Annotated in this window: 20 protein-coding genes; 6 read left to right on the forward strand and 14 right to left on the reverse strand. The window is 58.5% G+C overall.

Features of this window, described 5'->3' with window-relative positions; translation table 11 throughout:
* The first annotated feature begins 80 nt into the window (after positions 1-80).
* Positions 81-1,535 carry a glutamate synthase subunit beta gene (locus ACWPM9_RS05145; RefSeq protein ID WP_428187879.1) on the forward strand — a complete coding sequence of 485 codons (1,455 nt, stop codon included), beginning with the start codon at positions 81-83 and terminating at the stop codon, positions 1,533-1,535.
* Between the two features lie 39 nt (positions 1,536-1,574).
* Here the strand turns inward: ACWPM9_RS05145 and ACWPM9_RS05150 are convergent, their stop codons facing one another.
* Together ACWPM9_RS05150 and ACWPM9_RS05155 are read right to left on the reverse strand one after the other, a co-directional pair.
* The gene (locus tag ACWPM9_RS05150) at positions 1,575-2,771 is read right to left on the reverse strand and encodes an SGNH/GDSL hydrolase family protein (RefSeq protein ID WP_484756988.1); all 1,197 of its coding nucleotides are present in this window, start codon (positions 2,769-2,771) and stop codon (positions 1,575-1,577) included.
* Between the two features lie 73 nt (positions 2,772-2,844).
* Positions 2,845-4,056: a lytic murein transglycosylase gene (locus tag ACWPM9_RS05155; RefSeq protein ID WP_484756989.1), complete on the reverse strand. Its 1,212-nt coding sequence runs from the start codon at positions 4,054-4,056 to the stop codon at positions 2,845-2,847.
* A gap of 211 nt (positions 4,057-4,267) precedes the next feature.
* Between ACWPM9_RS05155 and galU the strand changes: the two genes are divergently transcribed.
* Complete coding sequence (gene galU, locus ACWPM9_RS05160; protein WP_428187882.1) at positions 4,268-5,155, forward strand: UTP--glucose-1-phosphate uridylyltransferase GalU; 888 nt, start codon at positions 4,268-4,270, stop codon at positions 5,153-5,155.
* 27 nt (positions 5,156-5,182) lie between these two features.
* Here galU and ACWPM9_RS05165 read toward each other — a convergent pair whose 3' ends face one another.
* On the reverse strand, positions 5,183-6,667 hold the full coding sequence (locus tag ACWPM9_RS05165) for an outer membrane beta-barrel protein (RefSeq protein ID WP_484756990.1): 1,485 nt from the start codon (positions 6,665-6,667) through the stop codon (positions 5,183-5,185).
* A gap of 192 nt (positions 6,668-6,859) precedes the next feature.
* Here ACWPM9_RS05165 and ACWPM9_RS05170 point away from each other — a divergent pair, with 192 nt between their 5' ends.
* On the forward strand, positions 6,860-7,855 hold the full coding sequence (locus tag ACWPM9_RS05170) for a KpsF/GutQ family sugar-phosphate isomerase (RefSeq protein ID WP_428187884.1): 996 nt from the start codon (positions 6,860-6,862) through the stop codon (positions 7,853-7,855).
* Here ACWPM9_RS05170 and ACWPM9_RS05175 read toward each other — a convergent pair whose 3' ends face one another.
* Together ACWPM9_RS05175 and ACWPM9_RS05180 are read right to left on the reverse strand one after the other, a co-directional pair.
* On the reverse strand, positions 7,856-8,314 hold the full coding sequence (locus ACWPM9_RS05175) for an NfeD family protein (protein WP_428187885.1): 459 nt from the start codon (positions 8,312-8,314) through the stop codon (positions 7,856-7,858).
* Between the two features lie 3 nt (positions 8,315-8,317).
* Positions 8,318-9,337, reverse strand: a complete 1,020-nt coding sequence (locus ACWPM9_RS05180; RefSeq protein WP_428187994.1) for an SPFH domain-containing protein — start codon at positions 9,335-9,337, stop codon at positions 8,318-8,320.
* A gap of 194 nt (positions 9,338-9,531) precedes the next feature.
* Between ACWPM9_RS05180 and queC the strand changes: the two genes are divergently transcribed.
* Genes queC through queE form a run of 3 tightly spaced genes read left to right on the forward strand, consistent with a single transcriptional unit; the run spans position 9,532 to position 11,320 of the window.
* Positions 9,532-10,242 carry a 7-cyano-7-deazaguanine synthase QueC gene (queC, locus tag ACWPM9_RS05185; protein ID WP_484756991.1) on the forward strand — a complete coding sequence of 237 codons (711 nt, stop codon included), beginning with the start codon at positions 9,532-9,534 and terminating at the stop codon, positions 10,240-10,242.
* Positions 10,242-10,598 carry a 6-carboxytetrahydropterin synthase QueD gene (gene queD / locus ACWPM9_RS05190; protein ID WP_428187887.1) on the forward strand — a complete coding sequence of 119 codons (357 nt, stop codon included), beginning with the start codon at positions 10,242-10,244 and terminating at the stop codon, positions 10,596-10,598. The genes queC and queD overlap by 1 nt, the downstream gene beginning before the upstream one ends.
* Positions 10,595-11,320, forward strand: a complete 726-nt coding sequence (queE, locus tag ACWPM9_RS05195; RefSeq protein WP_484756992.1) for a 7-carboxy-7-deazaguanine synthase QueE — start codon at positions 10,595-10,597, stop codon at positions 11,318-11,320. The genes queD and queE overlap by 4 nt, the downstream gene beginning before the upstream one ends.
* A 27-nt stretch (positions 11,321-11,347) precedes the next feature.
* Here the strand turns inward: queE and hemH are convergent, their stop codons facing one another.
* The 9 genes from hemH to ACWPM9_RS05240 form a co-directional block, all read right to left on the reverse strand.
* The gene (gene hemH, locus ACWPM9_RS05200; protein ID WP_428187889.1) at positions 11,348-12,382 is read right to left on the reverse strand and encodes a ferrochelatase; all 1,035 of its coding nucleotides are present in this window, start codon (positions 12,380-12,382) and stop codon (positions 11,348-11,350) included.
* Between the two features lie 128 nt (positions 12,383-12,510).
* On the reverse strand, positions 12,511-14,424 hold the full coding sequence (locus tag ACWPM9_RS05205; protein WP_484756993.1) for a 5'-nucleotidase C-terminal domain-containing protein: 1,914 nt from the start codon (positions 14,422-14,424) through the stop codon (positions 12,511-12,513).
* Positions 14,425-14,623: 199 nt separating this feature from the next.
* The gene (gene omp10, locus ACWPM9_RS05210) at positions 14,624-14,995 is read right to left on the reverse strand and encodes an outer membrane lipoprotein Omp10 (protein ID WP_428187891.1); all 372 of its coding nucleotides are present in this window, start codon (positions 14,993-14,995) and stop codon (positions 14,624-14,626) included.
* Between the two features lie 189 nt (positions 14,996-15,184).
* On the reverse strand, positions 15,185-16,627 hold the full coding sequence (locus ACWPM9_RS05215) for a homospermidine synthase (protein ID WP_428187892.1): 1,443 nt from the start codon (positions 16,625-16,627) through the stop codon (positions 15,185-15,187).
* A gap of 152 nt (positions 16,628-16,779) precedes the next feature.
* The gene (locus ACWPM9_RS05220; protein WP_484756994.1) at positions 16,780-17,655 is read right to left on the reverse strand and encodes a heme-dependent oxidative N-demethylase family protein; all 876 of its coding nucleotides are present in this window, start codon (positions 17,653-17,655) and stop codon (positions 16,780-16,782) included.
* A gap of 42 nt (positions 17,656-17,697) precedes the next feature.
* On the reverse strand, positions 17,698-17,982 hold the full coding sequence (locus tag ACWPM9_RS05225; RefSeq protein WP_484756995.1) for a YciI family protein: 285 nt from the start codon (positions 17,980-17,982) through the stop codon (positions 17,698-17,700).
* Positions 17,982-18,647 carry an aminotransferase class IV family protein gene (locus tag ACWPM9_RS05230; RefSeq protein WP_484756996.1) on the reverse strand — a complete coding sequence of 222 codons (666 nt, stop codon included), beginning with the start codon at positions 18,645-18,647 and terminating at the stop codon, positions 17,982-17,984. The genes ACWPM9_RS05225 and ACWPM9_RS05230 overlap by 1 nt, the downstream gene beginning before the upstream one ends.
* Positions 18,596-19,750, reverse strand: coding sequence for an aminodeoxychorismate synthase component I (locus tag ACWPM9_RS05235; protein WP_484756997.1), 1,155 nt, complete (start codon positions 19,748-19,750; stop codon positions 18,596-18,598). Before ACWPM9_RS05235 ends, ACWPM9_RS05230 begins: the two co-directional genes overlap by 52 nt.
* 31 nt (positions 19,751-19,781) lie before the next feature.
* Positions 19,782-21,602 carry a M3 family oligoendopeptidase gene (locus ACWPM9_RS05240; RefSeq protein ID WP_484757601.1) on the reverse strand — a complete coding sequence of 607 codons (1,821 nt, stop codon included), beginning with the start codon at positions 21,600-21,602 and terminating at the stop codon, positions 19,782-19,784.
* Positions 21,603-21,725: the final 123 nt, after the last annotated feature.

Below are 21,725 nucleotides of genomic sequence, written 5' to 3' on the forward strand. Positions count from 1 at the left end.
TGTGCTAGGGGCGGCAATTGGCTTTGCCTACTGGTACTGGGGCCCGAGTTGGCCACCGCTTTGAAGCAAGGACTGAGAAAATGGGTAAGGTAACAGGCTTCATGGAAATCGACCGGCAGGTGGGTAAGTACCAGCCTGCGTCCGACCGCATCCGTCATTTCCGTGAATTCACCATTCCGATGTCGGATCCCGAAGTGCAGAAGCAGGCAGCGCGCTGCATGGACTGCGGTATTCCCTATTGCCATGGTCCGACCGGCTGTCCGGTTCACAACCAGATCCCCGACTGGAATGACCTGGTTTATAACGGCAACTGGGCCGAGGCGATCCGCAACCTGCATTCCACCAACAACTTTCCCGAATTTACGGGTCGTGTCTGCCCGGCACCTTGCGAAGAAGCCTGCACGCTGAACCTCGAAGACACGCCGGTGGCGATCAAGACGGTCGAGCAGGCCATTGCCGACAAGGCTTATGAGCTCGGCTTCATCGTGCCGCAGCCGGCAACCGTCCACACCGGCAAGAAGATTGCCATCATCGGTTCGGGTCCATCTGGCATGGCGGCTGCTCAGCAGCTTGGCCGTGCTGGTCATGCCGTTCATCTTTACGAGCGTGAATCCAAGGCTGGCGGTCTTTTGCGTTACGGTATTCCCGATTTCAAGATGGAGAAAAACTTCATCGACCGCCGTGTCGAACAGATGCGTGGCGAGGGCGTGACGTTCCATTACGGGGTCAATGTCGGTGTCGACATCTCGATGGAAAAGATGCTGGCCGATCATGATGCCGTTCTCTATTGCGGTGGGTCGGAAACGCCGCGAGAGGCTGGCATTCCGGGTACGGATTTCCACGGCGTTCACGATGCGATGCCTTATCTCGTTCAGCAGAACCGTCGCGTTGGCCGCGAAAACATCGACAGCGTCGGCTGGCCGTCGGATCCGATCCTTGCCGGTGGCAAACATATCGTGGTCGTCGGCGGTGGCGATACGGCGTCGGACTGCGTCGGCACGGCCTTCCGCCAGGGGGCTGTCAAAGTGACGCAGCTCGACATCCGTCCCCGTCCGCCTGAAGTGGAAGACAAGCTTGCTGTCTGGCCGTTCTGGGCAACGAAGATGCGCACCTCGTCCAGCCAGGCCGAGGGCGCTAACCGAGAGTTTCAGGTTGGCACGCTCGAATTTGTCGGTGAAGACGGTGTTCTGACCGGTGTGAAATGCTGCCAGGTGGATGAAAAACGCCATCCGATTGCAGGCTCCGAATTCATCATCAAGGCCGATCTCGCATTCATCGCCATCGGATTCCGCGGTCCATTCGAAAACAGCGTGCTGAAGGATATGGGCGAAAACCTGTCTCTCAATACCGACCGTCGTGGCTCGACGAATGTCATTGCCAATGACAAGGACTACAAGACGTCGGTCGACAAGCTTTGGGCCGCTGGCGATGTGCGCCGTGGCCAGTCGCTGGTTGTCTGGGCTATCCGCGAAGGCCGCCAGGCGGCGCGCGCAATCGACGAAGCTCTTATGGGCGCGACCGAACTTCCGCGATGAACTTCGAAGTTGATGGAATGAATAATGCGACGGGGAGCCTCAGGGCTCCCCGTTTTTCTTGGCATCGACTGTTTTTGCCAGTCGGTAGTCATCGACGCGGCCAGTGGGGGCCGGCGACATTTCACCTTTTTCGACAAGCAGATCACGCGGGGTCGGGATGGGTGAGGACGACAGGCTGCTGAGCCCCAACAGTTCGGTGCTGCCGTCCAGATCGGGATCGGACAGATCAATCGGCCGGGTATGCACCAGGTTCTGCATCTCGGAGGGCGGTAATTCGACAAGGCTTGGCAGGTTGCTTTCATCCAGGCGCAAGAGGTCGGGGCTTGCCATGTCGCCCAGCAGTCGGCGCAGCGGCTTTTCTGCATAAAATGCCATCTTGCGCTTGCCGGCGGGTGTCATGCCGATCCCGTCCGGGCCACGCAGGCGCACCTGCTGGCCCTTGATGTCCGACCCGGTGACGATGAAGCGCCCCTCAACGTCGACAAAGCCGTCCCAGATATCGATGAATTCGCCACCGACCTTTGTGACGGTGTTCCGATAAATGCTGTTCAATGTGATGGCATCGGCGGTCATCTTGGAGGAACTGAAGCTGGGAAGGCCAACCCACATCAGGGGAACATTCCGCTTGGTCACGATCGCGGACAATTCTGCGACACGTTGTTCGTAGCTGTTCAGCCAGGCATCGGTGCGAAATGGTATCTCGCTCGAAGCGGTGGTGATGGTCTGGCGGTCATTGGCGCCGATTGCGACAACCACGAGTGCCGGTTTCTGGTCGTCGATCAATGCAGGCAGAGCAGAAGGCCAGTCATAGTAGTCCTGGCGAACGAGTCCGGAAGACCCTTTGCTGCTTTCGACGATGACGACGCCAGGGGACACGGCAAAGGCTTCCTTCAGACCATCTGCAAGGGCGCCGGCAAAGAAGTCGCCCACCACCAGAATTTTACGGGCGTTTTCCACCTTCTCGACCGCAGGTGGAGCCTTCGGTACCGTCCTGATGGAGGTCACGCTTTTCGTCGTCTTCCTGGCTCTGACTTTGGGCGTGCTCTTGCGAACCGGTTGTGGAGGCGCTTCCCTTATCTGCGGTGCCTGGCGTCTGCCGAAAAGAAGCTCAAGCAGGGTCGTGCGCTCGCGCTGTTGCGCAAAGGCTGGCGCTGTCGTTTCCACAACCAGTAATGCGACGGCCAGAACGGCCATCGCCTTCATCCATGTGACGGCACCAAATTTCATAGTCTTCATTGCCCGGTTCGAAACCGTGTCAGCCCCAAAGGGCTGGCATCACCGACTTTTCTGAAGCCGGTGATGTCCTTTGTCAATTGCGCAGGGCGTTGAGAAGATGCTTCGACGGTTCGCCGTTCACTTCCATCCCCAGCCGTTGCTGGATTGCCTGGATCGCGGCCTTGGAGCCTGAGCCGAAATTGCCGTCGATCTTGCCGTCGTAATAGCCGAGCGCCTTCATGCGCGATTGCAGTTCGAATTTTTCGCGAACATCGAGACTGTTATGCGGGCGCGGCCAAGACTGGTGCATGCCGCCATAGCCGGCAATTTCGTCCGCCAACAGGCCGACGGCCAGCGCGTAGCTGTCGGCTGCATTATAGCGCTTGATGACAAAGAAATTACGGGTCATCAGGAAGCCCGGTCCGTCCGCTCCAGCCAGCATTTTCAGCTCTGCCCTGTCGCCGGGGCGTGGAAAGCCCTTGCCGTTCGGGCGTGCAAAACCGAGCTTTGCCCATTCGCCCAAGGTCTTGGTCTGGCCGCTATATTTATTGCCGCCGGAGGGAACCACAGCCTCATAGCCCCAGGTCTTGCCGGTCTGCCATCCGTTCTTCTTCAGCAGGTTGGCGGAGGTTGCAAGTGCGTCTGGAATGGAGTTCCAGATATCCTTGTGGCCATTGCCGTCCGCATCGATCGCATAGAGCAGATAGCTCGACGGGATGAACTGGGTGTGCCCCATGGCGCCGGCCCAGGAGCCCAGCAGGCCACTTGCCGATACGTCGCCGTTCTGGACGATCTTCAGCGCTGAGACCAACTGTGTGCGGGCATATTTTGCCCGGCGCTTGTCGGCATAGGCGAGGGTTGCCAGTGCGCGGGGCACATTGTGCAGTCGGTCTTCCTTTTCCAGGACGGCACCGTAGTTTGACTCCATCGACCAGATGGCCAGCAGGATTGTGCGGTCGATGCCAAAGTAATTTTCGAGAGCGGTCAGCGTGCGCGCATGCTTTTGCGCCATCTCGCGGCCGGTCTGAACGGTGAAGGGGTTTACCCGCGAATCGACATAGTCCCAGATATTGGACTTGAATTCGGGCTGATAACGGGCCTTCTCAAGGACAGTTGGATCAGGTTCGGTGACCCCCGCAAACACTTTCTGATATGTGCTCTTGGAAATGCCGCTCTTGGCGGCCGTGGCATAGAACCCGTTGATCCATTTGACAAATCCGGCGTCAGCCCTTGCCTCCATTGGAGCGAGAAGCGCGAACGTCGAGAAGACGATGGTCGGAATGAGTCCGGTGCGGCGTCTGGTCATTTGCATTTGGTCCCGTGTGCTAGGCGGTTTGCGCCTCCCTCATGGAGGCAGGTTTGGTGCGAGCTCACGATACGGCAATCAGGTCAATAAATTCTTTACCATATTGAACCTGGGAAAGGTTGCCTTTTACAATCCGGCCATGATTATACGCTAGATGCTGCCTGCCACACAGTCGTCCTCACCGAATTTCCGGCTCCCCAAGGAGAACAAATTGTCCGAACGTAAAAAGCTGCGCAAAGCCGTGTTTCCTGTTGCAGGTCTTGGCACCCGATTCCTGCCCGCAACCAAGGCTGTTCCAAAGGAAATGCTGACCGTTGTCGACAAGCCTGTCATTCAGTATGTGGTCGACGAGGCAGCCGAGGCCGGCATCGAGCATTTCGTCTTTGTGACCGGTCGCGGCAAGGCGGTGATCGAGGACTATTTCGACATTCAATACGAGCTTGAACAGACGCTGAAGGCCCGCAACAAGAACGCCGAACTGACGCTGCTCAACGACCTGTTGCCGGAGGCAGGTTCGGCAAGCTTTACCCGCCAGCAGGAACCGCTTGGCCTTGGTCACGCTGTCTGGTGCGCACGCGATATCGTCGGACACGAGCCCTTTGCCCTGCTTTTGCCAGACATGATCATGCATGGTGAAAAAGGCTGCCTGAAGGGGATGGTCGAACTCTACAACAAGGTTGGGGGCAACATCATCTCTGTCGAGGAATGCGCGCCGGAACTGACCCACAAATACGGCATTGTCGGCATGGGAGAACAGCTCGACGGCGGCTTCAAGATCACCCAGATGGTCGAGAAGCCGGAGAAGGGCACCGCTCCGTCGAACTACTTCATCAATGGACGCTATATCCTGCAGCCGGAGATCTTTTCGGTTCTGTCGACCCAGGAGCGCGGGACCGGCAATGAGATCCAACTGACCGACGGCATGTTGAAGATGGCGGCGGAACAGGATTTCGCCGCTTATCCATTCGAAGGCAAGACCTTCGACTGTGGCGCTAAGGACGGTTTTATTCTGGCCAATGTGTTCTTTGCCGTTCAGCGTGCGGATATCCGACCGCAGATCGAGGCTCCGCTGACGGAGCTTCTCGCCGCCCTCAAATAAGGCGTGGCCGCTTGCGGACTCCCGTCCTCAGCGCTTTGCCGTCAGGCCCACAGAGGCTCTTAAAACCTCCGTATCAGCGGAGGTTTTTCTTTGCGTGTATTCATAGCCAAGACCGGCAGTCAGCGCGAGGTAGCGGTTGAACTCGTAGGCCAGCTCGGCATCGGCAGCATAGCTGGTGCTATTGCTGGAGGATGCATCCGGGTAGCGGTTCCAGGTGGTGGTGCCGGTGAGGGTTGCGACCAGATTGTCGCGCAATTGCTGGGCAATCTCGGCATTTGCAGAATAGACCACCGCACCGCCCGTGCCGGCGGTCGTGGCCGGATCAAGCGAGGTTGAAAGACCATATTTGATATCCGTGCCATCGCGCGGCGACCAGTTGATGGTGCCATCGAGGGTCAAGCCGTTGATGTCATTCAGGCGTGCGTCGTCGAACGTTTCATGGATGTAGCCGACGGCCAGTTCGCCACGCAGTTTCTCGCCGAAATCGAATTCGGCACCGGTCTTGGCTGCATAGATATAGGCAGACCGCTGATATCCGGTCGAATCCGTCTTTTGATCGTAGACCAGTCTGCCGCCAGATACTTCGATGAAGGGTATCAATGCAGGCGAGATTTCATAGCCTAGCCGTCCGCGGAGGGTTCCCAGAGTGCGTTGCCGGTCCTCAAGCGAGAGATCGGTGCCATTGTTCAAGACTGCATCCGAATAGAGCCAGCGGCTACCATCGAGGCCCACACTGCCACGCAGTCGGCCAACGGCGTGAGCGGCGGTGATGCCACCGTCGAACCTGTGGATGCCATACTGGGTTTTCGCATTGGCGATCGCGTCTTGATCTTCTGCGTCTTCACGCGTGAAGCTGTAACCGCTCGAGAGCGTGACGGTGGTGCCGGCTGCCAGATCGAGACGAAGGTTTGCATTCACGTCCGCCGATGGATCGGCATCGCCGCTGCCGGACAGAAGCTTTTGCCATGTTCCGGCACCGGTTACGGACAATTCGTGACGTGACCAGTCGGATGTCAGGCTGCCCTTGAGCGTTGTCGAAGAGTAAAGCGCATGTTCCTTCGATCCGCCTGTCTTTGTTGTTTCTGACAGCAGCCGTTCGGAGAGCGAGGGGCGCAGAACCACTGTGCCGAGCCTGATCCCGTCCAGTTCCGCCCTCGTGCCTTTTGGCTGAAGCCTGTCCTCATAATCGACGCTCTTCTGCGGAAGGTTCTGGCGGCGCATGGCCTCCAGATCCAGAGCGTCCTGCTCTTCCGGGGTTAATGCAACATCTTGCGTCTGTCTGAGCGCCAGATCGCCCGTTGCTGTGGTGTCATCCGCGTTCTGTGACAGGTCACTCGGGTTTAAGGTCGCTGTCGAGCCAGATTGCGTTGACGCGTATGATTGTCCGGGTGTCACCGTTTGAGCAGCCACAGGCGTTACGGCAAATGCCGCGAGGGTGGCCGCCAATAGCGCGGATGCGCGCGGGCCTTGGGCGCGCTGACTGTCCGCTCCGAGTCGGTGAGCCTTCACCATATTCTCCGGTCTTGCAAAAAGCTGAATTCGTTACCCAAAGGTAAAGCCATGTGGTTAACGTTTGGTTGCTTTTGTTCGCCCGCATCCATATTTCGCCACCACACGAGCCGCGTCTAACGCCATCACTGGATACAGCACGCGGTTATATTTTGTTTGGTGGACAGTTTTTCGCAAAAGCGTTATTCAACCGACATGATCACACGTGCAGTCAAACTCGTCGAAGCCGGTGCTATCGAAACGGCTATTCGTTCTGTTACCGCAGAGAAAAATGGCCTGGACGCGCTGGAGCGCGCCCTGTCGGGACCGCTGGCCGCGCCCTTTTGCAATGCCATTGATGTCATTGGATCTTCGTCCGGACGGGTTATCGTCACTGGCGTGGGCAAGAGCCATCATATTGGCGGCAAGGTAGCTGCGACTTTTGCCTCTACCGGCACGCCCGCCTTCTTTATCCATCCGGCCGAAGCCAATCATGGCGATCTGGGTATGATTGCCCGCGACGACGTCATTCTGGCGATGTCCTGGAGCGGCGAGAGTGCGGAACTGCATGGTATTGTCAGCTTTTCACGGCGTTTCCAGATCCCGCTGATCGCAATCACATCGGGTGAAAACTCTACACTGGCGCGCGAAGCCGACATCGTTCTTCTCTTGCCAAAGGAAGAGGAAGCCTGCCCGCATGGTCTGGCACCGACAACCTCGACCATGATGCAGCTTGCAACCGGCGATGCGCTGGCTCTGGCGCTTCTGGAAGCACGCGGGTTTAGCGCTGTCGATTTCCGCACATTCCACCCTGGTGGTAAACTGGGTGCCATGCTGTCGCATGTCTCCGACATCATGCACAGCGGCGATGAAATGCCGCTGGTTCCAACTGGAACCCTCGTTCCAGAGGCGATCATCAAGCTTGCGGAAAAGCGGTTCGGTTGTGTGGGTGTGATCGACGCCGCCGGAGCGCTGTGCGGCATCATCACAGATGGCGATATTGCCCGCGGTCTGCACCGTAATCTGGCGGAAATGACTGTCGAGCAATTCATGACGGTCTCGCCCAAGACGGTGAAACCCGATTCACTTGCCACAAGTGCCATGGGCATCTTGAACCAGCATAATATCTCGGCGCTGTTTGTGCTGGATGACGAGTCCAGGCCACAAGGCATCGTGCACTTCCACGACCTTCTGAAGATCGGCGTTGCCTGATCAGGCTGCGTCGACGGTCAGATCTCCTCCATGGCTGGACACGATTTTCACGCGAGAACCCGATGGCAAATCAGGTCCGGTAACCGGCCAATAGGTCCCGTCCAGATGAATGCGACCGCGACCCTCCGTGATCGGATCCTTCAAGGTTGCGGTTCGACCGACCAGGCTTGCGCCGCGTTGATTGAGCAATGGCTCATCCGTCTCGTCACGGCTGCCCGATAAAAATCGTCGTCCGAGCAGGGTTGCAACGACTGCCAGTGCGGCAAAGACCAGCAGCTGAATTTGCCAGCCCCAATAGGGTGCACCCCAGACGGCGAGTGAAATCGTGCCTGTGACGATGGCACCCAAACCGATCCAGACCAGAAAGACGCCGGGCATGATGAGCTCGGCGCCCAGCAGAAGCAGGCCGACCACCCACCAGCTCCAGGGGCCGAGTTCAGTTACGATCGCCTGCAGCATGGGTCAGGTCTCCCGGCGAGGTGGCGCGAAGGGATTGACGACCGGCGTCGTGGAACGCTGAGTATTGGTTTCCGGCGGACGGGGCCTTTGCGAACCATTTGGCTGGTCGCCGAACACTTCGCGCGCCAGGGCGCCAATGCCGCCCAGCGAGCCGATCAGCGACGAGGCTTCCATCGGCATCAGCACGATCTTGGAATTGGGTGCCGTGCCGATCGCGGCCATGGCTTCCGTATATTTCTGAGCGACGAAGTAGTTGATGGCGTTTACATCACCGGCGGCGATTGCCTCGGATACCATTTTGGTCGCTTTGGCTTCGGCTTCTGCCGAGCGTTCGCGGGCTTCGGCCTCGCGGTAGGCGGCTTCGCGCTGGCCTTCAGCCTGGAGAATGGCGGACTGCTTGGCGCCTTCCGCGCGCAGGATCTGGGCGTTGCGGAAGCCTTCGGCTTCCAGCACCTGGGCGCGCTTTTCACGCTCGGCCTTCATCTGTCGGCCCATGGCATCCACCAGATCCTTGGGTGGCTGGATATCCTTGATCTCGACACGGGTGACCTTGATGCCCCAGGGGCCGACCGCCTCGTCGACGACGCGCAGAAGTCGGTCGTTGATCACTTCACGATTGGACAGCAACTCGTCCAGATCCATGGAACCCATGACCGAGCGGATGTTGGTCATGGTCAGGTTCTGTATGGCGTTTTCGAGATTGGTGATCTGGTAGGCTGCCTGGGCGGCATTGAGGATCTGGTAGAAGGCCACTGCATCGGCAGAAACCGACGCGTTGTCCTTGGTGATGACTTCCTGGGTTGGGATATCCAGAACCTGTTCCATGACATTCAACCTTGCGCCGATACGCTCGATGAAGGGAATGATCAGATTGAGGCCCGGCTCCAGCGTTCTGGTATAGCGCCCGAAGCGCTCGATCGTATAACGGGTGCCCTGCGGCACCGTCTTGATCCCGGCAAACAGGACCATGATGACGAGCACCACCAGTGCGATCACCATGATGTCAAATCCGGTCAGCTGCATATTCATGTCGTTTTCTCCAGTGTTGTCTTCAATCTAGTGGTTCGAACGGCAACTCACCAGCCATCTTCTGTCGAATCTGGAAAAGGCGGCCGGTTCCGCGGGAAGAATTTGCCAAAGGCTTGCGACGGCGTTATGAGGCTCCCGGACTTTCACCACCGGTCGCAGCCCACCCGGACAAAACAAGGGATCCATACATGAATACGCTCGTCGTCTGCTCCGGCGGACTGGACTCGGTTTCGCTCGCCTATAAGGTGGCAGCGGAGCAGGACCTCATCGGTCTCATCTCTTTCGATTACGGACAACGCCACAAAAAAGAACTCGATTTCGCCGCTGCCTGTGCGGAGCGGCTTGGCGTTCCACATCAGATTATCGACATTACTGCTATCGGCGCAGGTTTGAGCGGTTCGGCCTTGACCGACGATATCGACGTGCCGGACGGCCACTATGCGGAAGACACGATGCGGATCACCGTCGTGCCGAACCGAAATGCCATCATGCTGTCGGTCGCCTTTGGCGTGGCCGCTGCAAAGAAGGCGGATGCCGTTGCCGTTGCGGTTCACGGCGGAGACCATTTCATCTATCCCGATTGCCGCCCCGGCTTCATCGACGCCTTCCAGGTCATGCAGAACCATGCGCTGCAAGGCTATGCCGAGGTGACGCTGCAGGCGCCCTTCGTGATGATTTCGAAGGCGGATATCGTGACGGAAGGCGCACGTCACGACACACCCTTCGAGATGACCTGGTCCTGCTACAAGGGCGGAGCGCGCCATTGCGGTCGTTGCGGAACCTGCGTCGAACGGCGCGAAGCCTTCCATCTCGCGGGTGTGGCCGATCCCACGGACTATGAAGATCGGGATTTCTGGAAGGCTGTGACTTCCAGCTTTCGCGCCGAGGCTGTGCGCTGATGTACCGGATCACGAAGGAATTTCATTTCTCCGCTTCGCACCAGCTTGCCCATCTTCCGGCCGACCACCAATGTGCCCGCCTGCACGGGCACAACTATATCGTGGTGGTGGAACTGACGTCGCCGGAACTCAACGAGGACGGTTTCGTGCGGGACTACCATGAACTGACACCGCTCAAGTCCTATATTGACGACAACTTCGACCACCGCCATCTGAATGAGGTTCTGGGTCACGCGCGCGTCACGGCGGAACATCTGGCGCGCCACTTCTACGACTGGTGCAAGCTGCGTTTTGCTGAAACGGCTTCGGTGAAGGTCAGCGAAACGCCGAAGACCTGGGCGGAGTATCGCCCGTGAGCGGAGAAATCCGCGTCTCGGAAATTTTCGGTCCAACCATCCAGGGCGAGGGCGTTCTGATCGGCAAGCCAACCGTGTTCGTTAGGACCGGAGGCTGCGACTACCGCTGCTCGTGGTGCGATACGCTGCATGCGGTCGACAGCGAATATCGCCACACCTGGCGTCCCATGTCGGTGGAAGCGATCATGGCAGAGGTGGAGCGTCTTTCAGGCGGCGCGCCGCTGACGGTGTCGCTGTCGGGCGGCAATCCTGCAATCCAGCCGCTGGGGCCGCTGATCGCCGCCGGTAAGGCGAAGGGTTATCGCTTCGCGCTCGAAACGCAGGGGTCGATGGCGAAACCCTGGTTCGGCAGGCTCGACACGCTTGTGTTGTCGCCCAAGCCACCATCGAGCGCGATGGCGATGGATCCAGCGACGCTCGCTGACTGTGTTGCGTCGGCAGGCAAGGAGACGACGGTCGTGTTGAAGTTCGTTGTGTTCGACAAGCCGGATTTTTGCTTTGCACGGGAGATCTCGGCGCTTTGTCCCGGTATCCCTGTCTATCTTCAGCCAGGCAATCATACGCCGCCGCCGCCCGGGGCGGATGATGCCGCCATCGACATCGACGGCATCATGGCGCGCATGCGCTGGCTGATCGACTGCGTCATCGAAGCTCGCTGGTACGACGCGACGGTACTGCCGCAGTTGCATGTCCTGATCTGGGGAAACCGTCGCGGCGTCTGACGCCGCGCCGTTCGGCTGGCTAAGTCTTCAGACCCAGCCCTGCAATTCGCGGCGCACGACATTCTCGATCACGCGCATGCCATCAGGGCTGTCGTTGAGGCAGGGGATATGGCTGAATTTTTCCCCGCCATTGTGGAGAAAGATCTCCCCTGCTTCCCCGGCGATTTCTTCCAGCGTCTCAAGGCAATCGGATACAAATCCGGGGTTCATCACGGCAATGCGCTTGACGCCTTCCTTGGCCAGTTTCTCAACCGTCTTGTCGGTATAGGGCTGCAACCATTCTTCCGGTCCGAAGCGCGACTGGAAGGTGACCATCAACTTCTCTTTGTCCCAGCCCAGCCGGTCGCGCAGAAGACGCGAGGTCTTGTAGCACTGACAGTGATAGGGATCGCCCTTCATGAAGTAGGACATGGGGATACCGTGATAGGAGGTGATGACCAGTTCCGGCTCCCAATCGAGCGTCTTCAGATGGGCTTCGATGGAATTGGCCAGCGCGTCCACATAGACTGCGTCGTCGTGATAGGGCGGGACTGTACGCAATGCAGGTTGCCAGCGCATCTTGAGAAGGGCCTTATAGGCCTCGTCGTTGACTGTCGCGGTGGTGGCGGCTGCATATTGCGGATAAAGTGGATAGACGAGAATCCGTTCGCAGCCGGCCTTCTGCATTTCGTCCATCTTCTTCTGGATCGCAGGCTGACCGTAGCGCATCGCCCAGTCGACGTGAACGTTCGGCAGGTCTTTCAATTGCTCTGCGAGCTTTTCTGCCTGGCCGCGCGTGTAGGTCCGCAGATAGCTTTCATCCAGATCGTTGTTCCAGATGCTCTTATAGGCCTCGCCGACCTTTTGCGGGCGGCGGTTCAACACGATACCATAGAGGATCGGATACCATTTCCAGGGTGACCATTCGATCACGCGCTTGTCGGTCAGAAACTCCGCCAGATATCTGCGCATCGACTTGTAGTCGGTTCCGTCTGGCGTGCCCAGATTGACGAGAAGCACGCCGACCTTGCCGAACCGGACTGCCGGATGATTGGCGGGGAAATGGGTGGTGTCAGATTTCATGTCGTACAATCCGGCGTTTTGAGGTCTGCTGCGAGTTTCCATGGAAACGAGCTATATCTGTCCGTTCTTTTAAAGCAAAAACCGGCCCGGGGAAGCCCGGACCGGTTCTTCAGCTGCGGCCAATCGACTTAGTTGGCGGGAATCTTCAGTTCCTGGCCGATGGCGATCACATTCGGATTGCGTAACGCATTTGTCTCGGCAATCTTCACCCACATCTGGCCGTCTTTCAGCTTTTCCTCGGCGATATCCCAGAGCGTATCGCCTTCTACCACGACATAGGTATTGGAACCGAAGGCAGAGGCATCCGGGGCCGCCGATGTCAGATCGTTGGATGCTGCTGGCATGTCGGGAAGGGTAATCGTCGGTTCCGGAGCGGTTGCCGTTTCGGCCGGCGCTTCAGTCGACGCTTCCGTTGTCGGGGCCTCAGTCGCCGGCGCTGCGACTGCCGTGATACGACCATCCGTATAAGGCTTGTAGGGGGAGTGGGCGGCAATGAAGTCGGCGACCACGATTTCAAGGCTCGGGCCGTAATCATAGGCGTTGCTACCTGCCGTCGAGAAGATCTTGTAGCCGTCGCCGCCACCACGCATGTAGTTGTTGGTGGCGAGGTTATAGGTCTTTTCCGGATCAAGCGGAGCGAATGCGTCGCCATCCTTCACTTCGACCGATACCACGCGGCTGCCCGGCTCCTTCGACGCGTCGTAGGAAAACTTCATTCCTGAGACCTGAGGGAAACGACCAGCACCTTCCTCGATCTGGCTCAGGCCATTTTCCAGAGCGGTGACGATGTCTGCGCCCTTCAGCTGAAAGGTTGCAAGCGTGTTCTGGAAGGGCAGTACGGTCAGCACTTCACCCATGCTGACGTCGCCGGCATCGATGGAGGAACGCAGTCCGCCACCGTTCTGGATGGCAATGGTCACGCCCTGGTCCTTGACGCGATCAACCATGGCGTCGGCGACGAGATTGCCCATCGAGCATTCCCCGGCGCGGCAGACATCGCGGCTGCCGTCGATCGGTTCGGAGGTGGAGCCTATGATCTTCTGCTTCAACTCCTCGATCGGTGCGCCCATTTCCTTGACGCGGGCAGCGGTTGCCTCATCCGGCTTGAATTTGGCGTCGACGAGGATCGGGTCTCCGGAGGCTTCCTTGACCACGCCTGCGTCATCGAACACGACCTTCAGGTCGCCGAGATATTTAGTATAGGACGCGGCCTGAACCACGGGAACCTTGTAGCCACCGGGGTTGTCGACCATGGTCGGATATGGGCCTTCGGCCTTTTCGTCGGTGTTCGACAACAGACTGTGGGAGTGACCTCCGACAACGACGTCCACATCCGGGATCTTGGCAATGGCTGCGAGGTCACGCGGATAGCCGACATGGGTGAGCGCGATGATCTTGTCGACGCCTTCGGCCTTCAGCTTTTGCACGGCATCGGAAATGGTCGCGACATCCTCGGCGATCATGATGTTGGGACCAGGGGATGACAGCTCGTCGGTATCATTGGCCACAGCACCGACGATGCCGACTTTCTGGCCGCCGATATCGAGGACGATGGACGGCTTGATCTTGTCGCCAATCTTGGAGGCATGGCCTGCCAGCACATTGGCCGTGACGACGGGGAAGTTGATCTTGTCGAGAAAGCCGACCAGGCCGTCTTCGCTATCGTCGAATTCATGGTTGCCGACGGTCATTGCGTCAAATTTCATCAGGTTGAGAAATTCCGCTTCGGCCAGGCCCTTGTAGGTCGTGTAGAAGAGGGAACCCTGAAAGTTGTCGCCCGCATTCAGGAGAATGACGTTCTTGCCGTCGAGCGAAGCGCGGGTCTCGTTGATTGCGGTCAGCAGCCGAGCCACGCCGCCAAAGCATTCATCGGCGCTTTCTTCTTCCGCAGAGCAGGTCGAGTCATACTTGTTTATGGACTCGATGCGGGAGTGCAGGTCGTTGATATGAAGGATATTGAGCTCGAAATCTGCCAGCGCAGCGCCGGCGGACAGTGCGAGCACAGACGCGCTCATCAGGCCAAATCGTAAGGTTCTCAACATCGATTCTCTCTCCTGTTTTTGGTTGGTGGCCTGGCGCTCCGGTCTTCGACCTTTCGCCCTTTCCCTAGCCAACAGAAAACGATGTTTCCATTAAGCGCGTGTGACTGCAAGCGAAAAGGCGGCAATAAAAAACCCGGCTTCGTGGCACACGAGCCGGGTCTTCGATCGTTGATATTGCAGCAAATCGGATAAAAGTCGGTCAGCCCCGACGCGCCAGCGAGAACTGTGCACCGCTGTCGGACGTGCAGTTCAACTGGTTCGGCGTGACGAGAGCACAATTGACCTTCTGCTGTGTGTTGCGCACCAGCGAGGTCATGTTGATTTCCACCAGCCGGTCCGAGACCTGCGTGTAGGTGCCTGAGGCCAGCAGCTGGCTGGTATCGGTCGTGCGGGTCGAGAAGCTTCCTGCCTGGAAGGTCGAGACGATGCCATTGGGATCGACCCATGCGCCATCAATCGCCGGTCCCTGATTGACCGGGGGCAGGGGACGCGGACGGGGGCCACCGCTCGGATAGCAGGCTGTGAGTGCTATGGATGCGACCGAGAGGGCCACAATGGTCTTGAAGTTCATAAAATCGCCTCCAGCGATGCACGTCTGGCACCGAGTCGCTTGCATAGAATTGAATAAACCATGGCGTGAAGGCATGGTGAAAGCAAGGCTGACCGCTGGTGTGCCGGGCATTATCCAAAACGCATCGGCATTATTTTAGTTGGCGCAGGCAAAAAAGCCCGCCGCAAACGCGACGGGCTTGTCTCACGATCAGCGAACGAGAACGTTCTTGAACTGCCAGGGATCCTTTTCGTCGATCTCTTCCGGGAACAGGCCGGGGCGTCCTTCCAATGGCGTCCAGTCGGTGTAGTGTCCTTCGACCGGTCCAAGATAAGGCATCTGAACCTCGAGGCAGCGCTTGTAATCGACCTCGTCGGCCTCAACGATGCCGGCCTTCGGATTTTCCAGAGCCCAGACCATGCCGGCCAGAACCGCAGAGGTTACCTGCAGGCCGGTCGCGTTCTGATAGGGCGCAATGTTGCGGGTCTCTTCCAGCGACAGGCGCGAGCCATACCAATAGGCATTCTTGTCGTGGCCGTAGAGGAGAACGCCGAGTTCATCGACGCCGTCGACCAGTTCATGTTCGTCGAGAACGTGAAGCACCGGCTGCTGGGTGCCGCCATTGCCGAACATTTCATGCAGCGAAAGCACTGCATCATTGGCCGGGTGGTAGGCGTAATGGCAGGTCGGGCGATAGAGGACCTCGCCGTCCTTTTCGACGGTGAAGTAGTCAGCAATCGAGATCGACTCGTTGTGGGTGACGAGGAAGCCGTATTGCGGTCCGGGGGTCGGGCACCAGGTGCGCACGCGGGTGTTGGCGCCTGGCTGCTCGAGATAGATGGCGGCCTTGCAACCTTTCTTGTGCTTCTTGGCGTTCTTGGGCATCCACTTTTCATGCGTGCCCCAGCCGAGTTCGGCAGGCTGCAGACCTTCCGAGATGAAGCCTTCGACGGACCAGGTGTTCCAGAACACGTTGAGCGGCTTGGGGTTCTTGGCGCGCTGGGTGTCGCGCTCGGCAATGTGAACGCCCTTCACGCCGACCTTCTTCATCAGCTTTGCCCAGCCTTCGCGGTCATCCTGCGTCGGTTCGTCGAACTTGATGCCGAGCTCGTTGGCGACATTGACGAGCGCCTGCTTGACGAACCAGGACACCATGCCGGGATTGGCGCCGCAGGTGGAGACCGCAGTCGTACCACCCGGGTTCTTTGCCTTTTCCTTGCGCAGGGTCTCGCGCAGCGCATAGTTGGTGCGCTCGGAATTCTTCATGTCCTTGTCGAAATAGAAGCCGAGCCACGGCTCGACAACCGTATCGATATAGAGAACGTCGAGCTTGCGGCAAAGGCGCATCAGATCGACGGAACCCGTATCGACAGACAGGTTCACGCAGAAGCCCTGGCCATCGCCTTCTGTCAGAAGCGGCTTTAGCAGATCCTTGTAATTGTCCTTGGTGACATGGGCCTGGATATGCTTGATGCCGTGCTTGGCAAGGAGTTCGGCCTCTTCATTGCGGGGATCGATGACGACCATCCGGCTCTTGTCGAACTTGAAGTGGCGCTCGATCAACGGCAGCGTGCCGCGACCAATCGAGCCGAAACCGATCATCACGATCGGGCCGGTAATCTCCCCATAAACCGGATAGGCATGTTCAGTCATGTATGTCTCCTTGCCGCGCGGGTGGCAATCCGGCGTTATAGCTAGCGATTGGTCGGCCAGAGTTGATCTCGGGGCGATCTTGGATCGGTCTAGATCACAAAATCCTGACATAATAAAGAGGTTCCAGATAGGCGGCGGGGCGGGAGTTTATTTTACCCGGAACCGACCATCAGGGCATCGACCAATTGCTGCCTCATTTCCGTCAATCCCTTGTATTCCGCCTGTTTCATGTCCAGCGATTGAAGCTGTTCAGCCAGGACAGTTGCGCGCGCCGTCCCGCCCGGACCTGTGGCGATTGCCTTGATTGGATCAAGGTAGATGCGGATGGTGAAGACGATGGCACCAGTCTTTGGCAATTTGCGCAAAGTCTGCCGCTCCACCCGGATGATCGCGTTGGCGACATCGATGTCAGCGGAAAGGGGGCGGGGCGCCGGCGGATGATAGAGAGCGGACGTCCAGTTTACAGACCAGTTGAAGCGCTCGGCTGGCTGTTCGGGCAGAAGATTGTCGAAGATGCGGTTGACGATGGTGGCGTTTCTGGTGCCGGCCTGGAAGCCCGGCACGTGTTCATGCACCTTGTCCATCGGCTGCGAGAATTTTTCAGCAAGCGACCAGGAGGAGGGAAAAGCAAGGTGTGCGGCGGTGATCGTCCAGCCGTCCGGCCTTTTCTGGAGGATGACGAGATCATCCTGGATCAGCGACCCGGCGCGGAAGATCGGCGGGTCCCTGGTGTCGGCAATATCGACAATGCGATCGGCAGTAGAGACGACACCGCCCTTACGGCTGTAGAGATGGCCGTGATTATGGGTCATATGGTCGACCAGCATGTCCAGGCATTCCTGCTGCGCCTGCACGCTTTCAGGGGACCATCTCAAGATGTCATGCCGGCGCAGTTCCACCAGCCTGGACTTTTCATCGAGATAGCGTGGTAGATCCGCGTCCGGCTCTATCCATCGGTTTTCGTCGAGCGGAGACAGTCCGATGGTGAATGGTTTGGAGGAGCCGTCATAAGGTGTGTAAGTGAGCATGGTGACCGCCAAACCTGATCGACAACGAATGGGTGTCTCGTTTCAACCCTTCAGCTTTGCAAGCCCGATCGCGGTTCGGCTGATGCTGACTTCGGTAATCTCGTATTGCGCCACACCGGCGACGGCGAAGGGGTCTTCGGCGACATAGGCTTCGATGGTGGCACGGTCGCCGTCTGCCAGAATGACACCGCCCGTTCGGGGTTCTTTACGACCTGAGGCTAGAAACCAGCCCTTGTCATAACCGTGATTAACCCAGGCCATATGCGGCTCGATATGTTGATCGACCTCTTCGAGCGGCTTCACATAGTTCAACGACAGGATCAGCATCAGGCGTCCTCCTTCACCAGTTCTGCGCGGATCAGGCCGCGCAGGGAATTGCCGACAAACAGCTTTCGACCGTTAAGATCGGGCAGGCTCAAGACCTGACTTCTTGCCTTTCGCTCTCGGATCAGTTCGGCGCGTAACACGCCGGGCAGGAGACCGCTTGCAAGGGGCGGTGTCAACAAGGTGCCATCCAGATCTTCAGCGAAGATATTGGTGATGGTGCCCTCGCATAATTCGTTACGCTCATTGAGGAGCAGAACCTCATCGGCCTCGTCGGACGGGAATTCTGCGCGGGCAGCTTCATAGGGTTCGCGGCGAGAGGTCTTGTGGCGGTAGAGCGTATCTTCGGAGTTCAGTCTGGTGGTCGCAATCCTGACCCGCCAGACGTCATCGTCGCCAAGCGGTGTGAAAGGGGTTGCCGTCACCTCGATCTTGCCGCGATAGGTCATGACCAGGCGGATCCGCAGCGGTTCGTCTCCGACTGCCTTCTCCTCCAGAAGTTCTTTGGCTTTTTGAGGTTGGCGAAAACCCAGCGCATCGGCAGATCTGCTTAAACGACGCATGTGTTGATCCAGCCGAAGGAAGCCTTCGCCCGGTTGCCACCGCATGGTTTCGATCAGCGAGAAATCCATTGATCCCCTACCGCAAAGCGCGCCTTCAACAGACATTCCTCGTATTCCGCCTGCGGCTTCGAATCGAAGACGATGCCGCCACCGACATTGAAGACTGCCCGACCGTCTTTGAAAAGTGTGATCGTGCGGATTGCCACTGAAAAACGCATCGGCCCGGCCGGATCGCACCAACCGATCGCTCCGCAATAGACATCACGTGGTTGGTTCTCCAGCGCATGGAGGATAGTCATGGCACTTAATTTGGGCGCCCCCGTGATCGATCCGCAGGGAAATAGCGCTTCCATGATCTGGGGCAATCCGACACCGGGTTGCAGCTTGGCACGGACATGGCTCACCATCTGATGGACGGTCGGGTAGGTCTCGATGTCGAAAAGTTTCGGTACCGACAGCGAACCGACCTCGCTGATGCGGGATATGTCGTTGCGCAGCAGATCGACGATCATGCGGTTCTCGGCCTGGGTCTTTTCGTCCGCCAGCATGGTGGCGATGATCGCCTCGTCTTCAGCCGGCGAATTGCCACGCGCAGCCGTGCCTTTCATCGGATGGGTCTCGATCCATCCGTCCTCATCGACTGCGAAGAACAGTTCCGGGGAGCGGGAGACGATGGCTGGGCCGCCAAGCTCCGCCAGCGCGCCGTAATGCACCGGCTGCCGGTCGATCAAGGACCAGAACAACGTCGCCGCGTCGCCGGTCCAGTGGGCCTCGATCGGGATTGTCAGATTGGCCTGATAACAATCACCTTCACGCAGATGCTGGTGGAGCCTTTCGAAATGGCTGGCATAGGCGTCATAATCCCAGGCAGCATGCGGATCGGTGATCAGCGGCGCATTGGGCGGCGGACTTGCGGGCGCTTCTGCCCGCGGATCGGATGTCCCGGTCGGAGCGTCGAACACGCCCATGCAGATCAGCGGTACGTCGCGGCGAGCCGGGGCGAGCGGGTACAGTTTTTCCTCGAAGGCGAAACCGGCCTCATAGGAGATGTAACCGGCCAGCCACCTGCCGGCCTTGCGGTGTTCTTCCAGTTCAACGAGAGCCGGTTTCACATCATCGACGCGCCGCGCGACGATGATGTCGCGCGGCTTCGTGAACAGAAGGCTTGTTCCGCGCGGATCGTCGCGGAAGAGGATATAGGCGGACATCGAAAGCCTTCCGTGCCGTTCAGCGTCGTGATCAGGTGGTCTTGTCGAGCGCTTCCAGCTCGTCAATCAGGCCTTCGATCATGGACAAACCACGATCCCAGAAAGAGGGATCGGTGGCGTCGAGGCCGAAGGGGGCGAGCAGTTCGGAATGGTGTTTGGTTCCGCCGGCCTTCAACAGTTCGAAATACTTGTCCTGAAAGCCAGTCTCCGCGTTCTGATAGACCGCATACAGCGAGTTCACCAGGCAATCGCCGAAGGCATAGGCATAGACATAGAAGGGCGAGTGGATGAAGTGGGGAATATAGGTCCACCACGTCTCATAGCCTTCCGAGATCTTGATTGCCGGGCCAAGGCTCTCTTCCTGCACTGAAAGCCACAGCTCGCCGATTTTCTCGGCGGTCAGTTCACCTTCCTTGCGCGCGGTGTGGATCTTGCGCTCGAAATCATAAAAGGCGATCTGGCGCACGACCGTGTTGATCATGTCCTCCACCTTCTGGGCGAGCATTGCCTTGCGCTCGCGCTTGTCGTTGGTCTTGTCGAGCAGCGCCCTGAATGTCAGCATCTCGCCGAAGACGGAGGCGGTTTCGGCAAGTGTCAGTGGAGTCTGGCACATCAGCGCACCCTGTTCTGCTGCCAGTACCTGGTGGACGCCATGGCCCAGTTCGTGGGCAAGGGTCATCACATCGCGCGGTTTGCCGAGATAGTTGACCAGCACATAAGGGTGGGCGGATGGCACAGTCGGATGAGCAAACGCCCCCGGAGCCTTGCCCGCGCGGGCGGGCGCATCGATCCAGCCGCCATCGAAGAATTTTTCGGCAATGTCAGCCATTTCCGGGGCAAAGCCGCCATAGGCCGAGAGCACCGTATCCTTGGCTTCCGACCAGGGAATGATGCGGTTGGCCGATTCCGGCAAGGGCGCGTTTCGGTCCCAGTAGTTCATCTGGTCCATGCCGAGCCAGCGGGCCTTCATCTGGTAGTAGCGGTGCGAGAGGCGTGGATAGGCTGCCTTCACGGCACTGGCCAGCGCATCGACCACTTCGCGTTCGACGCGGTTTGCCAGATGGCGGCTGTCGGCAATGTCTTCGAAATTGCGCCAGCGGTCGGAGATTTCCTTGTCCTTGGCGAGCGTGTTGGTGACAAGCGTGAAGATACGCTCGTTCTTGCGGAATGTTTCCGACAGGGCCGCTGCCGCTTTCTTGCGCATTTCCGGATCGGGCTCCTGCAGCAAGTTGAGCGTTGCTTCCAGCGGTTGTTCCTCACCATCGACATTAAAGCGCAGGCTGGCGAGCGTTTCGTCGAACAGGCGGTTGAAAGCAGCAGCGCCAGTCTGCGATTTTTCCAGAAACAGCTGCTCGATCTTGTCTTCCAGCTGATGGGGCTTGTCCTTTCTGAGGTCGACAAGAAACGGACGGTAGTGGCCGGCCAGCGGATCATTGGTCATCGCCGCATCGATCACAGCATCATCCACGCGGTTGAGTTCGAGTGTGAAGAACAGTAGATGGGACGACAGATCCGTCAGCTTTGCCTGCACATCGCCAAAGAACTTGGCGTTGGCGCCATCTGTCATGTCGGAATAATAAGTCAGCCCTGCAAAGGAGCCGATGCGGCCGATCAGGTCGTCCAGTGCATCCATTTCCTTGAGTGCTTGACCTAGCCCGGCATCGCCCGTTTTGGTGGCGGCGTCCGCGAGCTTGCCCTTCCATTTCGTCTCGAAGGCCAGGCTTTCTTTCTGGGCCGTCTTCATGGCTTCGGCAAATTCTGGCGAGTCGGCAGAAGGATAGAGGTCGGAGAGCTTCCATACCGGCAGGTCGGCCAAGCCGGCGGCACCGGCACTTGCTTCCGGTTGCTGCATTGCCGGTGCCGGGTTGTTTCCTGGGCTGAAGCGCATCGCGAATTTCCTTATGCTGGTCTCTGGTTGAGGCCTAGATTTAGTGAAGGCCATACCGCGCGGCAAGCATTGCGCGTGCGCTATCGT

The sequence above is a fragment of the Agrobacterium sp. H141 genome (assembly GCF_057158725.1).

What these genes read in the sequence shown, in the direction of transcription:
- ACWPM9_RS05215 (WP_428187892.1), bottom strand. Translation starts at nt 16,627, where the DNA reads ATGACTGAACATGCCTATCCGGTTTATGGGGAGATTACCGGCCCGATC.
- ACWPM9_RS05205 (WP_484756993.1), bottom strand. Translation starts at nt 14,424, where the DNA reads ATGTTGAGAACCTTACGATTTGGCCTGATGAGCGCGTCTGTGCTCGCA.
- queC (WP_484756991.1), top strand. Translation starts at nt 9,532, where the DNA reads ATGAATACGCTCGTCGTCTGCTCCGGCGGACTGGACTCGGTTTCGCTC.
- omp10 (WP_428187891.1), bottom strand. Translation starts at nt 14,995, where the DNA reads ATGAACTTCAAGACCATTGTGGCCCTCTCGGTCGCATCCATAGCACTC.
- ACWPM9_RS05235 (WP_484756997.1), bottom strand. Translation starts at nt 19,750, where the DNA reads ATGTCCGCCTATATCCTCTTCCGCGACGATCCGCGCGGAACAAGCCTT.
- ACWPM9_RS05175 (WP_428187885.1), bottom strand. Translation starts at nt 8,314, where the DNA reads ATGCTGCAGGCGATCGTAACTGAACTCGGCCCCTGGAGCTGGTGGGTG.
- queD (WP_428187887.1), top strand. Translation starts at nt 10,242, where the DNA reads ATGTACCGGATCACGAAGGAATTTCATTTCTCCGCTTCGCACCAGCTT.
- ACWPM9_RS05225 (WP_484756995.1), bottom strand. Translation starts at nt 17,982, where the DNA reads ATGCTGATCCTGTCGTTGAACTATGTGAAGCCGCTCGAAGAGGTCGAT.
- ACWPM9_RS05240 (WP_484757601.1), bottom strand. Translation starts at nt 21,602, where the DNA reads ATGCAGCAACCGGAAGCAAGTGCCGGTGCCGCCGGCTTGGCCGACCTG.
- ACWPM9_RS05230 (WP_484756996.1), bottom strand. Translation starts at nt 18,647, where the DNA reads ATGTCTGTTGAAGGCGCGCTTTGCGGTAGGGGATCAATGGATTTCTCG.
- ACWPM9_RS05155 (WP_484756989.1), bottom strand. Translation starts at nt 4,056, where the DNA reads ATGACCAGACGCCGCACCGGACTCATTCCGACCATCGTCTTCTCGACG.
- ACWPM9_RS05145 (WP_428187879.1), top strand. Translation starts at nt 81, where the DNA reads ATGGGTAAGGTAACAGGCTTCATGGAAATCGACCGGCAGGTGGGTAAG.
- ACWPM9_RS05165 (WP_484756990.1), bottom strand. Translation starts at nt 6,667, where the DNA reads ATGGTGAAGGCTCACCGACTCGGAGCGGACAGTCAGCGCGCCCAAGGC.
- ACWPM9_RS05180 (WP_428187994.1), bottom strand. Translation starts at nt 9,337, where the DNA reads ATGCAGCTGACCGGATTTGACATCATGGTGATCGCACTGGTGGTGCTC.
- ACWPM9_RS05170 (WP_428187884.1), top strand. Translation starts at nt 6,860, where the DNA reads ATGATCACACGTGCAGTCAAACTCGTCGAAGCCGGTGCTATCGAAACG.
- hemH (WP_428187889.1), bottom strand. Translation starts at nt 12,382, where the DNA reads ATGAAATCTGACACCACCCATTTCCCCGCCAATCATCCGGCAGTCCGG.
- ACWPM9_RS05150 (WP_484756988.1), bottom strand. Translation starts at nt 2,771, where the DNA reads ATGAAGACTATGAAATTTGGTGCCGTCACATGGATGAAGGCGATGGCC.
- ACWPM9_RS05220 (WP_484756994.1), bottom strand. Translation starts at nt 17,655, where the DNA reads ATGCTCACTTACACACCTTATGACGGCTCCTCCAAACCATTCACCATC.